12 protein-coding genes and 4 tRNA genes are annotated in these 15,341 nt (G+C 55.7%); 10 read left to right on the top strand and 6 right to left on the bottom strand.

Features of this window, described 5'->3' with window-relative positions; translation table 11 throughout:
* Positions 1–71: 71 nt before the first annotated feature.
* Positions 72–1,427 (top strand): SseB family protein, encoded by a 1,356-nt coding sequence (locus HMPREF2981_RS00770; RefSeq protein ID WP_048777688.1) that lies wholly within the window; start codon positions 72–74, stop codon positions 1,425–1,427.
* Between the two features lie 211 nt (positions 1,428–1,638).
* Here HMPREF2981_RS00770 and HMPREF2981_RS00765 read toward each other — a convergent pair whose 3' ends face one another.
* Both HMPREF2981_RS00765 and HMPREF2981_RS00760 read right to left on the bottom strand, forming a co-directional pair.
* Entirely contained in the window at positions 1,639–3,129 is a 1,491-nt protein-coding gene (locus HMPREF2981_RS00765) for a catalase (RefSeq protein ID WP_070660374.1), read from the bottom strand.
* A gap of 129 nt (positions 3,130–3,258) precedes the next feature.
* Positions 3,259–3,837, bottom strand: a complete 579-nt coding sequence (locus HMPREF2981_RS00760; RefSeq protein WP_004005395.1) for a Fur family transcriptional regulator — start codon at positions 3,835–3,837, stop codon at positions 3,259–3,261.
* Between the two features lie 295 nt (positions 3,838–4,132).
* On the opposite strand from HMPREF2981_RS00760, the gene htpX reads away from it, so the two are divergent.
* Entirely contained in the window at positions 4,133–5,014 is an 882-nt protein-coding gene (htpX, locus tag HMPREF2981_RS00755) for a zinc metalloprotease HtpX (protein WP_004005394.1), read from the top strand.
* Positions 5,015–5,120: 106 nt separating this feature from the next.
* Here htpX and HMPREF2981_RS00750 read toward each other — a convergent pair whose 3' ends face one another.
* Positions 5,121–5,612, bottom strand: coding sequence for a YajQ family cyclic di-GMP-binding protein (locus tag HMPREF2981_RS00750; RefSeq protein WP_004005393.1), 492 nt, complete (start codon positions 5,610–5,612; stop codon positions 5,121–5,123).
* A 149-nt stretch (positions 5,613–5,761) separates the two neighbouring features.
* Between HMPREF2981_RS00750 and HMPREF2981_RS00745 the strand changes: the two genes are divergently transcribed.
* From HMPREF2981_RS00745 to HMPREF2981_RS00735, 3 genes are all read left to right on the top strand, one after another.
* On the top strand, positions 5,762–6,118 hold the full coding sequence (locus tag HMPREF2981_RS00745; protein WP_004005392.1) for a hypothetical protein: 357 nt from the start codon (positions 5,762–5,764) through the stop codon (positions 6,116–6,118).
* A gap of 145 nt (positions 6,119–6,263) precedes the next feature.
* Positions 6,264–6,345 (top strand) — tRNA-Tyr (locus HMPREF2981_RS00740).
* 178 nt (positions 6,346–6,523) lie between these two features.
* A complete protein-coding gene (locus HMPREF2981_RS00735; protein ID WP_004005389.1) occupies positions 6,524–6,889 on the top strand; it encodes a thioredoxin family protein in 366 nt (121 codons plus the stop codon).
* Positions 6,890–6,990: 101 nt separating this feature from the next.
* Here the strand turns inward: HMPREF2981_RS00735 and HMPREF2981_RS00730 are convergent, their stop codons facing one another.
* The gene (locus HMPREF2981_RS00730) at positions 6,991–8,130 is read right to left on the bottom strand and encodes a DNA-3-methyladenine glycosylase family protein (RefSeq protein ID WP_139044849.1); all 1,140 of its coding nucleotides are present in this window, start codon (positions 8,128–8,130) and stop codon (positions 6,991–6,993) included.
* A 219-nt stretch (positions 8,131–8,349) separates the two neighbouring features.
* Between HMPREF2981_RS00730 and HMPREF2981_RS00725 the strand changes: the two genes are divergently transcribed.
* The 5 genes from HMPREF2981_RS00725 (at position 8,350) to HMPREF2981_RS00705 (ending at position 13,112) form a co-directional block, all read left to right on the top strand.
* Complete coding sequence (locus HMPREF2981_RS00725; RefSeq protein ID WP_004005387.1) at positions 8,350–10,101, top strand: DUF2079 domain-containing protein; 1,752 nt, start codon at positions 8,350–8,352, stop codon at positions 10,099–10,101.
* Between the two features lie 465 nt (positions 10,102–10,566).
* Positions 10,567–12,657 (top strand): DEAD/DEAH box helicase, encoded by a 2,091-nt coding sequence (locus HMPREF2981_RS00720; protein WP_048753681.1) that lies wholly within the window; start codon positions 10,567–10,569, stop codon positions 12,655–12,657.
* Between the two features lie 207 nt (positions 12,658–12,864).
* Positions 12,865–12,936: transfer RNA gene (locus HMPREF2981_RS00715), tRNA-Thr, on the top strand.
* A gap of 29 nt (positions 12,937–12,965) precedes the next feature.
* Positions 12,966–13,039: transfer RNA gene (locus tag HMPREF2981_RS00710), tRNA-Met, on the top strand.
* A 1-nt stretch (position 13,040) separates the two neighbouring features.
* Positions 13,041–13,112: transfer RNA gene (locus HMPREF2981_RS00705), tRNA-Thr, on the top strand.
* Positions 13,113–13,185: 73 nt separating this feature from the next.
* On the opposite strand, the gene HMPREF2981_RS00700 is transcribed toward HMPREF2981_RS00705, so the two are convergent.
* Positions 13,186–14,124: a cation diffusion facilitator family transporter gene (locus HMPREF2981_RS00700; RefSeq protein WP_004005385.1), complete on the bottom strand. Its 939-nt coding sequence runs from the start codon at positions 14,122–14,124 to the stop codon at positions 13,186–13,188.
* Between the two features lie 169 nt (positions 14,125–14,293).
* Positions 14,294–15,289 (bottom strand): LLM class flavin-dependent oxidoreductase, encoded by a 996-nt coding sequence (locus HMPREF2981_RS00695; RefSeq protein WP_004005383.1) that lies wholly within the window; start codon positions 15,287–15,289, stop codon positions 14,294–14,296.
* Positions 15,290–15,341: the final 52 nt, after the last annotated feature.

The following is a 15,341-nucleotide window of genomic DNA, read 5'->3' as shown; positions in this document are numbered from 1 at the left end:
AATCAATAGAGTAGCGGGTAGCTTCCCGCCGGGACCTAAGATGCAAGCTGACGATAAAGGAATGGAAAACCATGACGGATACCCGACGTTCTGAACCGACGAGTAGAGCCGCCCGCACCCAGGATGCGCTCAACCGTATCGGTAGCTGGCTTCTTGATGTCGTCAAGGCTGAGCCCGGGTGGAGCGAGATGATCCTCGACGTAAAACCCCTCGCCGGGCAGGTCTATATTCGCGTGCGTGAATTCCGTGACGGCGAAGAGTACATCGGTTCAGTGGGCCCCCTCAAGGAAGATTCGCCCGTACTGCCCGATCTTCGCAAGCTCCAGCGCGCCGCCTACGACGGCAACCGCGGCACCTGGTTTACCGCATCTGTGGTGGTGGCGGCCAATAACTGGCCCGAACCGAAGTTCAGTGTGGGGGCATCTTATAACCGCGACGAAGAACCGGAGAACTGGGGTACTGAAGGAACCCTGAGTGCTTCGGATGTGCGCGAGCATCTGCACATGTTCCCGCGCGATTCCGAGCGTATTCCCGCTTGGGCAACCGAACGTATGCACGGTCGAGCTCGTGATGTTTCGGGCTTGCATAAAGAAACCGATTACGAGGTTCCCAATCCCTACCTCGCCGCTGCACTCGAAGCTTTCAAGAAGGACGTCAAAGAACGAACCCTCATTAACGTAGTGCGCACCATGCTCGGCGGCGATTTGCTCGTGGATGCTTCCGGCTCAACTATTGTTCCCGCAGGGCACCTTGATATTGGTCCCGAATCGCAGCTGCGCTACCAGGTTATTCGCCTTGAAAACGGGATGCAGGCGCTATGCGTATTCTCGTCGGCAGAGTATGTTTCGAAGAGCTACATGCGTGAAAACTCCGACGATGACGAGCTGATTCTGCGCGAACCCGCCGTCAAGATTTTCATGGATTTCTTGAGCAACCCCGACCTTGATCTGATTGCGATAGATCCGGGTTCCAACCACGAATGCTATATTGAGCGCGCCCAGGTGCAATGGGTTGTGAACTCGCCCCGCAACGACGGCGCGAAAATGGCTCTTATCAACGACAATATGCAGCAGCTTCTCGGTTCGTTGGTGGCACCAAACTCTATTCTGGTGGTGGCCATCGACCCCAAGAGTAAGGTACAGGGCCCCGCATTCGTCCCCGATGATGAAGGCAACCCCACGAACATGTTGGCGTTCACCTCGCCGATTGAAGTTGCCGCTATTGATCCTGCAATTGAGGTGCGCGTAGCACACGCGATTGAGGTGCTGACCCTCGCGGAACAGCTCAACGCCCCGGGTATTCAGATCAACTACTTCAACCCTAGCGCTGTGCTCGACATCAAGCAGATCCGCGAGCTCCTCGATATTGTGCGTGAACAGGAAGCGGTCTTCGGCGCTTCTCCCGCTGGTGCTAGTGCACCCGCATAGTTCATAAAATCTGTCACGCTAAAATCGCCCGGAAGAAACACCCATACGGTGTTATCTCTTCCGGGTGATTTTGTGTTTGGAGAGGGTTGTAATCCTGCAAACGGGTTTAAAATATGGGGCCGGTGACTCCACCTCACTGAAAGTCACCGGCCCCATGCTGCAGCCGTGCGTCATGTTCTCGAATCTACAGGGGAACAGACGCTGCCGTATCTTATGAACCAGATGCGGCGGCTGCCACGGCCTCGCGGACGCGAGAACCGAGCTCAGGGTGAACGTTGTCCCAGTATTGGAACGCGCGTTCACGAATCTCGTCGGAACGAACAGCGCCTACGTGACCGGAGATGTTGCTGATCAGGCGTTCGCGTTCTTCGTCGTTCATGGTTACTTCGTAGAGGGTGCGTGCCTGTGAGAAATCATCGTCATCCGGGCGCAGAGTGTAGGCGGCGCGTACCAACTCGCCGTCAGACTCCCAGCTTCCTTCGCCAGCGCGTGCCGCATCCGCATGCGGGCCTCCCAAACTATTCGGTGCATAAGTGGGAACGGACGGGTCGTTGAAGTTATAACGCATCGAACCGTCATGCGAATAGTTGTTCACCGGCGCCGCGTGGGGTGCGTTCACCGGCAGCTGTGCGAAGTTGGTGCCGATGCGGTAGCGATGCGCATCCGGGTAGGAGAAGATACGACCGAGCAGCATCTTATCGGGCGAAGCCGCGATACCGGGTACAAAGTTCGAGGGGGAGAAGGCAGCCTGCTCGATCTCGGCGAAGAAGTTCTGAGGGTTGCGATCCAGCACCATGCGGCCCACCTTGATCAGCGGGTAATCTGAGTGCGGCCAAATCTTCGTCAGATCGAAGGGGTTAATACGGTAGGTCTTCGCGTCCTCGTAGGGCATAATCTGCACGTAGAGCGTCCAGGCGGGGTAGTCGCCACGCTCGATAGCCTCGCGCAGGTCGCGGCGGTGGAAGTCAGCATCCTTGCCCGCCATTTCATCGGCCTGAGCCTGGGTGAAGAACTCGTTGCCCTGCTCGGTCTTGAAGTGGTATTTAACCCAGAAGCGCTCGCCTTCGGCGTTAATCCACTGGTAGGTGTGCGAGCCGAAGCCATCCATATGGCGCAGGGTTCGGGGCAAACCGCGGTCGCCCATCAGCCAGGTTACCTGGTGCGCCGATGCCGGATTGAGACTCCAGAAATCCCACTGCATATCGTTATCGCGTAGACCCGAACCGGGCATACGCTTCTGAGAGTGGATGAAGTCGGGGAACTTGATGGCATCGCGAATGAAGAAGATAGGAGTGTTATTACCTACCAAGTCGTAGTTGCCTTCGGTGGTGTAAAATTTTACCGCGAAACCGCGGGGGTCACGCCAAGTATCGGGGGAGCCGGATTCGCCCGCCACGGTTGAGAAACGAATCAGCAGCTCGGTTTTAACGCCCGGCTGAAAGAGCGCCGCACGGGTGTACTGCGAAATGTCTTCGGTGGTTTCAAAGTAGCCGTATGCACCGGTTCCCTTTGCGTGCACCACACGCTCGGGCACACGCTCACGGTTGAACTGAGCGAGCTTTTCAACAGCGTAAGCATCGTGCAGAACGATGGGACCATCGGCGCCCACGGTGAGCGAATGATCATCTGAAGCTACCGGCGTGCCAGTGCTCGTGGTGGTGTAAGAACCGGGATGAATGGGGTTCTGCGGGGTCTGATACATATTTGCTTCTCCCTGTGTTTTTGTTGATGCTATGTGGTTTTCGACGAGCATTCTTCCTGTTTTAGGGTGCAGCTAACGAACACCAAGGCGCTGTTTCACGCCCGGAGTAAGGTGTGGGAATGTGGTTCGTTAGTGCTGAACGCTCGCTGCGGCTTGCACCTGGCTCTTCGCCAGTTCTGCTTCTGCCTCAGTTTGACAGTCTGCGCAGACGCCTCGATACAGTACATCTGCGCTGATAATCGCCATGCCGTGGAAGTCGCTGGGAGTTAGGCAGGGCGCTGAGCCGATAGCGCAGTCTACATCCTGAACTTTTCCGCAGCGAATGCAGAATGCGTGGTGATGGTTATCGCCCGTGCGAGTCTCATAGAGCCCTGGGGTTCCCGGCGGCTCAAACTTACGCAGCATGTCGATATTCGTCAGATCCGTGAGGATCACATACACCGACTGCACGGTAATGGTAGGAATCTCTTGCCGCACAGCGGTAACTATTTCCTCGGCATTGGCATGGGGATGAGCCTGAACCGCACGTAGAACAGCAAGCCGCTGTTTCGTGACCCTGCGCCCCTTAGCGCGCAAGTTTTGCGACCAAGATTCCGTGAGAAGTTCGGTCGCGGATTCTGCTGCCAACGGTAGCACGCCGGTGTGGGAGCATCCGTGAAGAGGGTGCTCGGGTTCCGGGTGTGCGTTCGTATCTAGGGGTTCGGTCATGAACAATACTCTACCGTTAATCTGACTTTTTCACAATTACAATTACGATAAATTCATAATAAGAGTCGTGTTCGGGGTACTTTCACCATGACACTATGTCGCTAAAACTGCGAATTTCTGGGGGATAACAGAACACTTCGAGACTTCATGTGACCTTGCTCGCATTCGAGGAACCTGTGGATGCGAGAATACGAAATACACGCTGGTGGCGAATCTGGATGTCTGCCTCATATATATATCCCGTATGCTGTAATCTAATACGTTCACGGCAACACGATTTCTAAAGGTACACGCAATGCACAAACACTATAACGGGCTTAAGACCGCCCTTCTGCTGGGCGGCATGGTCGGTCTGCTGATGCTTATCGGCGGCGGCCTTTCAACATACTTCCGCAGCTCAATTTTTATCTGGGGTTTCGCCCTTGTGAGCTTGGGTACCGTTGCATATTCATACTGGAACTCCGATAAACTCGCGCTGCGTTCCATGAACGCCTATGCCGTTACCCGCGAGGAGGTTCCGGTTCTGTATGACATCGTCGAGGAACTTTCCTCGCGCGCCGGTCAGCCTATGCCGCGCCTATATGTGGCACCCACCCAGACTCCAAACGCCTTCGCGACCGGGCGCAACCCGCGCAATGCCGCCGTCTGCTGTACCGAGGGTATCTTGCAGCTTCTTGACGAACGCGAAATGCGCGGTGTGCTAGGGCACGAGCTCATGCACGTCTACAACCGCGATATTCTTACAAGCTCGGTGGCAGCCGGTATCGCAACCCTGATTACGGCGGCGGCGCAGATTGTTGGCTTTGGCTCCATGATGGGCGGGAACCGTGAGCGCGGCGGCGGAAACTTCTTGAGTATAATCCTGATGTCGCTTCTGGCTCCCATTGCTACGGCGGTTATTCAGATGGCTATCAGCCGTACCCGCGAATACGATGCCGATGAAGACGGTGCAAAGCTCACGGGCGATCCGATTGCACTTGCCTCCGCCCTGAATAAGTTGGAGAAGGGTGTCTCGCTCTACCCAATGGATCCCAAGAATCAGCAGGTTGTGAATACTTCGGCCTCTATGATTGCGAACCCCTTCGGTGGCCTGAAGAACCTCATGTCTACTCACCCACCGATGGATAAACGCATCGCCCGCCTGCAGCAGATGGCGCGCGATAACGGTCAGCTATAAAACCTGCGTACGTGTTTGTCTTATAGGCGAAAGGCGGGGTGGTTACCAGAACTGGTAACCACCCCGCCTTAATGGTGCACTGATGCTACGTGCACAGCAGAGGTATCTAGCGATAATTCACGAACTGCAGATCAACGTCAAGATCTGCACCTTTAAGCAGTGAAATCACGCTCTGCAGATCATCACGAGACTTTGAGGACACACGTAGCTCATCGCCCTGAATCGTAGCCTTCACACCCTTAGGTCCTTCATCGCGGATCAGCTTGGAAATCTTCTTAGCCTGATCCTGTGCGATACCTTCCTTGATGGAGCATTCGATGCGGGTCTCTTTACCCGAAGCGTAGGGGTCGCCTGCGTCCAGGGACTTTAGCGAAATACCGCGCTTGACGAGCTTTGATTGGAAAACGTCGAGCACCGCGAGAGCTCGTTCTTGGGCGTTTGCCTTAATGAGAATCTTCTCGCCTGAGAAGTCGATCTCAGCATCGACACCGCGGAAATCGTAACGCTGCGAAACCTCTTTTTGTGCCTGGTGCAGGGCGTTGGCGACCTCTTGTTTATCAACTTTTGAGACAATATCGAAAGAAGATTCGCTTGCCATAAAACTATGTCCTTTCGTTGTGTTTGTGCGGAATACGACGGTATCTGTCCCTCATAGAATACCTGTTTTCTGTTGCGCTCACAGATAATTTTCAGGTTCATTGATGCATTTCTCAGCTGTTGTTAACCTTGAACATCCAGAATGGAAACATGGCTACACAATACTCGTCAACGACCGGCAGCGTGAATCGCGAAGAAGCTCGCGATGCTGAAACCCTGCTGTTCCTTGACCTCTACAGTTCGATTGGTTCTGAACCTGAGAACATCCCCGAGGCAGAGCGAGTGGATGCGGTTCAGAGCGAAGATTCTTCGGATGTTGTTGAGCCTCCTGCCTTCGAGGGAATCGGCTCAACGCTGACAGATCCCAAACTCGTTGCCCGCTTCGAGGGAGTGCGGCGCGATCTTGCTCGTGAGATTCGAAGCGAGATGTGCACAGTTGAACAGGCGCTACGCTATCTTGAGCATTTGGAAATTACGCTTCTGATGGAGCAGGACGGCGACCTGTAAACTCGCCTGAAAAACAGCCTCCGAAAACGAAAAACAGCCCAAAAAGTTGTATTCGTCACAAAGCTAGGCTCTGGCTTCACAAGTTCATTAAAAACCTGTACAGTAGTCTCTGTTCGCTTGAGCGAACTTCTAGCCTAGCTAGTTCGGCAGATTACCCGAGCGGCCAAAGGGGGCTGACTGTAAATCAGCTGGCACAGCCTACGGGGGTTCGAATCCCTCATCTGCCACCCTAAAAAGAACCCGGTTACTTCGGTAGCCGGGTTCTTTGCATCTGGCACCCTCGCACACCCGACAAAAATGCCCGCTCACGGCAAAAAAATAGGGTTTATGACGCGCTTTAAACTATTTATTAGTCTGTGAGTGAAAAATTAGCGCAATGTACGTGCAGGGTGTAGCGTTATCTCCATGGCTACTATTGAAATCACCCAGCAGAACCTTACCTCGACTGTCGAGGGTAACGATATCGTATTCCTCGATTTCTGGGCAGACTGGTGCGGTCCCTGCAAGCAGTTCGCTCCCGTCTACGAGGCAGCCTCCGAGAAGTACAGCGATATCGTCTTCGGCAAGGTGGATACCGAGGATCAGAGTCAGCTGGCACAGGCCGCAGGCATTACCTCCATTCCCACCATTATGGGTTTCCGCGGCGGTATTCTCGTCTTCTCCCAGCCCGGTGCGCTCAATGAGTCCCAGTTTGAGCAGGTGATTACTTCGATCCGCGAACTCGATATGGATAAGGTTCGTGAAGAAATGGCAACTGCAGAGCAGAACTAGCCATTTCATCATAGAGATAGTTAGGTGATAAACCCGCCCGGTGAAGGGTGGTTTATGCGTGTGGAGTCGGTACTTTTTACGGTACCGGCTCCACACGCATATTAAAAATCCCGGTAATCCGGAATACTGATACGCGCACCATACCTGGGTTTGCGAATGCCCGCCTCCTGAATAAGGCGCACAACCCGCTGCCGGTGACCGGCGTAAGGGGCAAGCAGGCGAAGCATTCCGGCATCGTCGGTGCGTTCTCCCGTAAAAGCAAACCCCACTGTATGCGCTAAGTGGTAGTCGCCCACGCTGACAGCGTCCGGATGCCCACAGAAACCTTGAAGAGCTTCCGCCACCGACCAGGGGCCAACCCCCGGAATATCGTCGAGAGCCGCCGCAAGGTGCGCGATACGTCCGGTTGCGCTAAGGCGTTCGAGCGCATCGGCACGTTGGGCAAAATGGTAAACCGCGCTGTATCGGGCGGAATCTACCCGCGCACGATGCCAATCCCACGAGGGAATTGTGCCTAGGACCTGAGCGGTAGGGTACACCCGCAGATGAGGAGGCTGTGCCGAATTGCCGCTGAAGGGTGCGGACTCGCCGTATCGCATGATAATCCAGCGCAGTGCGTCAAAAGCCTCCGGTTGGGTCACCCGCTGTTCTACGATCGCCGCTAACATATGCCGGGTGAGCTGCCCGGATGCGCTCAGCCGCAGCCCCGGATTCTCGCGATAAGCACGCCGAATTTTCAGTGGCAGATGCTCAAAAGCGGGGAGCTTCGCAAACTCTTCTCGGGGATCGTGCAGGCCCAGCCACGCGGGCATAAGGGAGGCAAAGTCTTCAAGCTCGCTGTAGACCTGTTCGGTGGGGAATGCATCGTCGGGTATAGCGGGGGAGGACTCCGCCCATAGGCAAACCTGAACCGGAGCATTCAGCGCAGAGGTTGCGCCCTCGAAACGACGGGTAAAGTGCAGGGTCGCGGGCAGCTGCAGGGACGGCGTGCGCGCCCCGATCCACAGAGTATCGTCTGCCGCGTGTGAGCGCTCAGAACGCGGGGCACGCAGACGGTGAAAAGTCGGATCGGTCGAGCCGCGCTGCAAACGACCGAGTGTCTGCCCTACATGCACCGGAACGTGCGGGTAAATAAGCGCCTGTATCCCTACCGTGATGCGCGCCGTCAGCGCCGAGGTGCGCATCGGTAAGCGGGAAAGCTCGATGCGGTATGCGGCATCAGGCACGGATTCGGTGGGCACAGCATCCTTAGCGGGTAGGGTAGAAAATATGCGCGTGAGATATATCTTGAGTTAACTGCGTAAAAAAAGCGCAGATCTCGGGATAACGTTTAATAATAGGATACCCTGAGTAGTAACTATATATTTCACAGGTGAGCGGGCGCACCGGCGACGTAGCGTGACTTAAGAACGTGTGTGCTTGCCACCGGGCACCAAACACAACAAACACGAGGAAAACGCATGGCGGCTGAGGTGAGTGCACCCGACTCGGAACCTACCGAGAAATCGGCGAAAACTTCTGCATCACAACATACCGGGGCACATCGTTCGGTGACCGCGGGCAGAGTACTGGTGGCGATTATGCTCGCCCTAGCGGTTTTTGCCCTCTATTGCTATTACTCCGTTCAGCAGCTTAAGCACTGGATTACCCCTTCATGGGATCTTGCGATTTTCACGCAGATGGCGCAGGCATATTCGCATTTCGACATGCCAATTGTGCAGATTAAGGGGACCGATTTTAATCTGTGGGGCGATCATTTTCATCCTATTCTGGTGCTTTTAGGGCCTGTGTATGCGGTTTTCCCCTCGCCGCTGACGCTTCTAGTGGTCCAGAATTTTATGATTGCCGCCAGCGTCTATATGATGGTGCGGTTTACACAGCGGGCATGTGCCCTCTCAAGCGCCAAACCCGAACCCGCAGGAACTTTTGTGGGTGTTCTTCTGGGTGCTGCCTTCGCCCTCAGCTACGGGGTGCAGCAGGCGGTGGCTGCGCAGTTCCATGAGGTTGCGTTCGCTCTGCCGTTCTTGTGTGGGGCGCTGGGTAATCTGGTGCTTGCCGGTCGCATCAATGCTGATGAACGCTCCCGCTATATTATTCGTGCTTGTCTGTGGGCTGCCCCGCTTGCCTTCGTCAAAGAAGATATGGGCGTTACTGCCGCGATGATCGGTATTGTCGCATTCGTCCGCACTGGGTGGATACGCAAAGGGCTCGACGAGCTCTTCCCCCAGAATCCTGAGGATAAACCGCTGCCGCGGGGTGAGCGCATCCGCAACACCTTTAATTCCTGGGTTAAGACGCGGGGTGCCGCTGAATCAACCATGCTGATACTCTGGGGCCTCTTCTGGTCTTATGCCGCGGTTGCGCTTATTCTTCCGCTCTTTAACGCCAACGGGCAGTTCGATTACGGCGATAAGGTTGATGTATACGGCGCTTTCGCCGATCCGCTCGGTTCTGCGATCACCATCTTTAACTATGACCAGAAGGTCTGGACGATTCTGCTGCTGCTTTTCTGCGGCGCGATCATCTGGGTTGCGAGCCCGTTCGCTATCGTCATTCTGCCCACGCTTCTGTGGCGTCTGCTCTCAAATACGGAGGCGTACTGGCTGAGCACCTGGCACTACTCGCTCGTGCTGATGCCCGTGGCTTTCCTCGCTCTTCTAGAGGTTATCCTCAACTTGCGGTACGGGAAGGTGCTGGCGCATCCGAAGCCGCTTGCGGAAGACGAAGAATCAGAGGATGAACCGGCAGAAACCGGGGATCAACCCATCGGATGGGTCGAGAATCTGCGCCAGTCCGTCCGCCGTGTTCCGCTCTGGTTCTTCCCGGCGGTTGCGCTGCTGGTCTCGATTATTCCGACCGTTACACCCACGTCCGACCAGCCGCTTGCCGATTTGACCAAGTCTTCGTTCACCAGCAACCGGCTGACGGCCTCCGAAACGAGCCGTATGCAGGCTGTTGAGGCGGTACCGCAGGATGTAAGCGTTGCGGCAGACCTCTCGACCCTCACCCAACTTATTCCGGGGCGAACTGTCTACTGGATTGGGCATGCGGGAGAACCGGCGCCCGACTACGTGGTGATCGATAAGCGCGGCTCAGCGTGGGGAGGTAACCCGCCGCAAAACACCGCACAGTATGCTGCTGACCGTTATGGGCACCCCTATGCGCAGGTGGGTACTTACGGTTCCCTTGAGGTCGTGCGTAAAATATCTTAGGCGTACCCATCCCACCGCCCTGCGCGCTGCATTCCGCAAGCGCGCAGTAGTATGGGGAAATAGCCTTGCACATCCATGTTTCCATGACCTGAAGGGGCTATTTTGCTTAGAACCCGCGGCGAAAAACCGGGGTTTGCGCGCATCCGGCGCGTTGCCGCACCAAAGTAGGGTACACTTATAAAGACGGGTACCCCCGATACAGGTCTTGTGCGCCCCCAACCGGTCGAATCGGTTACTAACCTCATTCTTGGCGCCGAACTCAAAATCACCGAACTCAGTATGCTATGCCGCCTCGTGGCGTCAATACACATCGCACCTCATTCCAGATGTGCCGAGACTTGCGTGTCACCGAGAAATTCAAGACCAACCCCCAGCGTAGAGAAATCCTATCCCTGAGTGCCTCCGCCTTACCGGATGCCCGGGTTGCGTTGTCTTGCTCGCCCGCCTGATAATAAGGCGCGCAGAATGTGGCTGGAATGTGTAGGGGAATCCGAACGGCGCCGAAAAGCGTGCGCCCGAACACCCCAGCAAAATGAGGAAAAAGTGACTGAAAATATTCCTGCCGAGAACACCGAACAAGGCGCTACGCTCGGCAATACCGAAGAGACCTTATCTGTAGAAAAAACCGTTGAAGAATCTTCCCTAGAAACCGGTGAAAAACCCGCGAACGAAAAAGCAGACGCTGCAGAAAGCATGACAGCAGAGCCTAGAGAAGACAACGCGGCCACTAAGAAGAATACTGAAGACAATACTCACGAAAGCCACGAAGAAGAAGGCACCCGATTCACCGACCTGGGGCTAGACCCCCGAGTGCTCTCTGCACTCGAAGAAGTCGGCTACGAGAAACCTTCCCCCATCCAGGAACAGACCATCCCGCCGCTGCTCGACGGCAACGATGTGGTGGGTCTGGCGCAGACCGGTACCGGCAAAACCGCAGCCTTCGCGCTGCCCGCGCTCTCCCGCATGGCAGAACTTGCCGATATCAACGGCGTTTCCCGAGACACCCAGGTGCTTGTACTTGCCCCCACCCGTGAGCTCGCCCTGCAGGTTGCCGAGGCCTTCTCCTCCTACGCAACCCATATGGAAGACTTCACCGTGCTTCCCATCTATGGCGGATCACCCTACGGACCCCAGCTTGCCGGACTGCGCCGCGGTGCACAGGTAGTCGTCGGTACCCCCGGGCGCGTGATCGACCACCTCGAAAAGGGCTCGCTCGACCTCTCAAACCTGCAGTACCTGGTACTCGATGAGGCCGACGAAATGCTGCGCATGGGCTTCGCTGAAGACGTAGAAACCATTCTCGAAGGTACCCCGGACGCCAAACAGGTGGCACTCTTCTCAGCCACCATGCCCAACTCGATCCGCAAAATCGCTCAGCAATACCTCAACGACCCCACCGAGGTGCGCGTCAAAACCAAGACCACCACCGGGGCGAACATCCGCCAGCGCTACATGCAGGTCATGCACTCCCACAAACTTGACGCCATGACCCGCGTGCTCGAAGTCGAAAACTACGACGGCATTATCGTCTTCGTGCGCACCAAAAAAGAAACCGAAGAAGTAGCCGATAAACTCAAAGCACGCGGTTTCCAAGCGGCAGCTATTAACGGCGACATTCCCCAACAGCTGCGCGAACGCACCGTGGATGCGCTGCGCGACGGACGCATCGACATTCTCGTAGCAACCGACGTAGCCGCCCGCGGACTGGATGTTGAACGCATCTCCCTCGTGGTGAACTACGATATTCCGCACGACACCGAATCCTATGTGCACCGCATCGGGCGTACCGGTCGAGCCGGACGCGACGGCGAAGCGATACTCTTCGTAACTCCGCGCGAAAAATACATGCTGCGGCAGATCGAAAAGGCAACCCGTCAAAAGGTTGAGCCAATGCATATGCCCACCGCGCAAGACGTGAACAGCAGCCGTAAACAGCGCTTCGCCGAGCAGATCACCGAAACGATCGAAACGGAAGACCTAAACTTCTTCCGCAAGATCATCGAAGACTATGAAAACGAGCACGACACCACGGCAGAAGACATTGCCGCCGCGCTCGCCGTCATTGCACAGCAAGGTCGCGCCTTCTTCCTCGATGAAAACGACGATATTGCCCGTAAATCCCGCGCTTTCGCCGACGACACCAAGGACCGCGGCAAACGCGGGCCCAAGAAGGGGCGAAACCACAGCGACGAAGGCATGGTGAACTACAAACTCAACGTGGGCCGCGCCTCTCGGGTTAAAGCCTCTGCCATTGTGGGCGCGCTTGCAAACGAGGGCGGTATTAAGGGCTCACAGATCGGCTCGATCGATATTCGCCAGCACTTCACGATCGTGGGTCTTCCCGAAGACCTGCCCAAGGGTTTCTTCGATCGTCTGCGTGATACCAAGATTGCCGGTGAGTTCATCAACATCCGTAAGGATCGGGGGCCTCAGGGAGGCGGTGGCCGCAGTTTCCGCCGCAACGATCGCCGCGATGGCGGGTTCCGGTCCCGTCGCGATGATCACCGTGGTGGTCGGGATGATCGCCGCGGAAAGTCACACGGTAAACGCTACTAGTCTGTGAAAGTTAGCCGTAAAATAAGGCGTTTCGTTATTTCATAAAAGCGGGATGCGCCCGCCGGTATTGTGGACGGAAAAACCGGTGGGCGCATCCGCGAATAAACGGTGTAAAAACGCCTATTTTTAGGGCTAAAACAAAGTGTCACAGAACACCTAACCCTTATTTGCGCGGGTGGTTTAGGATACTGTAAACTTTTATCTGTTGCCCCGATAGCTCAGTGGTAGAGCGCCATCTTGGTAAGATGGAGGTCCCGGGATCGATTCCCGGTCGGGGCTCTCGCATTGGCCTGCAAGGTTGATGTTCTGGCGGTGTAGCTCAGCTGGTTAGAGCGCACGACTCATAATCGTGAGGTCGACGGATCGAGCCCGTCCACCGCTACGCCCCGATAGCTCAGTGGTAGAGCGCCATCTTGGTAAGATGGAGGTCCCGGGATCGATTCCCGGTCGGGGCTCAGCTAAGCCTGTCTCGTATGAGGCAGGCTTTTTTGTTTGTGCCTTTCGGGTGGCTAAATGGGTCACACGTATCTAAGGGTGTTGGGTCTCTTCGGGTTCTGTCTGCCCGAAAAGCGCATTCTCAAGCTGGAAGGTCGAGTGGCTAATAGATACCTCGAAATGCTCGGATACGCAGGTTCGGGCTTGCCGCAAGATTTCCAGGGCCTCACCATTCGTGAAGCATTTATCGGCGATAACGATATGAGCGGTCAGTACGGGCAGACCCGTTGCTATGGTTGAGGCATGTATATCGTGAACCTCATGTACACCCGGCACGGTCAATATATGGCGACGCACTTCTTCAAGATCCAGCCCTTGGGGAGAGAACTCCATCAGTACACCGGTGGTCTCACGCATGAGCTTTGCCGCGCGAGGAACAATTAGCGCCGCAATGAATAAGCCCGCAATGGCATCGGCCTGCATGAAGCCGGTGAAGACTATAACGAGTGAAGAGACGATGACGCCCACGGAACCAAGTGCATCGTTGAGGACTTCAAGGAACGCAGCGCGCATATTAAAGTTCGCATCACGGCGCCCAGAAAGCACCATGATTCCGGCAATATTTGCCGCCAAACCAATGACGCCGAAGAGCAAAAGTTCGGAAGCCGGTACCTCTGGAGGCTCGAAGAGACGATGAATCCCTTCAAAGGCCGCATAAAGACCGACCGCCATCAGTAAGGTGGCTTGGGCGAGTGCTGCAAGAACTTCGATGCGTCGGAATCCCCAGGTTCGTTGTGCCGTTGCGGGCTTCAGCGCGAGAGTCGCCGCTATCAAAGCGACTAGCAGTCCGGAGGCATCGGTGAGCGCGTGCGCCGTATCGGTAAGAAGGGCGAGACTGCCCGTCATAAGAGATCCGACGAACTGGATTACGACAATCGCTGCAGCAAGCCCAAAGGCGAGTGCAATTCGCGGACGCAGGTCTGGGTTCTGGGAACGGGTGCGGGCAGAAGAATACTGGTCTTCCGAGCTCATGAGCGTACCTTTTGTTGTTCTGGCATGTCTTGGTGTGGGGAAGGGGCTTACCAATAATATATAAAAGTTATTTTATATATCTAGGGTAAAGCCTCATAAACCTTATGCCAAGACATGCCAGAAGTATGTGGTAAATCGCTCAGAAGAGGTGAGATAAATCCTCGTTAGTCTAATTGGTTTTCTGGAAAATCGGCAGCTCCGAAAGCAATTCGTAGCTTCGAATGCGGTCTTCAAACTCCCACGGCGTGCTCGTGATAATCACTTCGTCTGCACCGGTGCGGGCAACCAAATCTTCGAGCTTGCTCTGAACCGTTTGCGGGGAACCGACCACCGCCTCCTGAAGCATTGAGGAGATATGCCGTTTCTCGGCAGGACTCCACAGCTTTTCCATATCGTCGACTGGCGGAGAAAACTGCGGACGCCCGCGAATAATCCCTAGGGCGTGCTGTTGCGCAGTCGTGAAAAGATGCTGCGCCTGCTCATCCGTTTCGGCAACCAGCGACCCTGCGCCCACAATAACGTAGGGTTTATCCAGGGTTTGAGACGGGGTGAAGTTATTGCGGTAGACATTGAGCGCATCCTGCAGGGCAGCCGGGGCGAAGTGTGAAGCAAACGAGAACGGCAGACCCAGCTTAGCCGCCAAAGAAGCCCCGAAAGTTGATGACCCCAGAATATAGAGCGGCACATTGGACCCTTGCCCGGGGATAGCGTGCACGCGGCGCATGGGGGAGGGCTCACCCAGATACCGCTGAATCTCTTCTACCTCGGCGGGGAAATTCATAGCTGCAGAATTATCGCGACGAAGCGCCTGCGCGGTCATAGGGTCGGTGCCGGGTGCACGACCCAAACCCAGATCGATGCGCCCGGGATGGAACGCCTCTAAGGTACCAAACTGTTCTGCCACTACATAGGGGGCGTGGTTAGGGAGCATAATGCCGCCCGAACCCACCCGGATGCGCTCGGTTGCGGCGGCGAGCTCTGCCATCACCACGACCGTTGCCGACGACAGCAGCGAACCCGCGTTATGATGCTCGGCAACCCAGAAACGGTTGAACCCAAAACGCTCAGCCGCCTGCACCGCCTGAACCGTCTTGCGCATGGTTTGCGCGTGAGAACCATCGGGGCGCGTGGGCATAAGATCAAGAACCGAGAACGTGATAGACATGATGGCTCCTTTCAGAACGAGAAAAAGTACCCTTTTAGGCTACGCTCCCTAT

The sequence above is a fragment of the Rothia sp. HMSC069C01 genome, from assembly GCF_001814655.1.
Classification (GTDB): Bacteria; Actinomycetota; Actinomycetes; order Actinomycetales; family Micrococcaceae; genus Rothia; species Rothia dentocariosa.
This window is presented reverse-complemented; position numbering and strand designations above follow the sequence as displayed.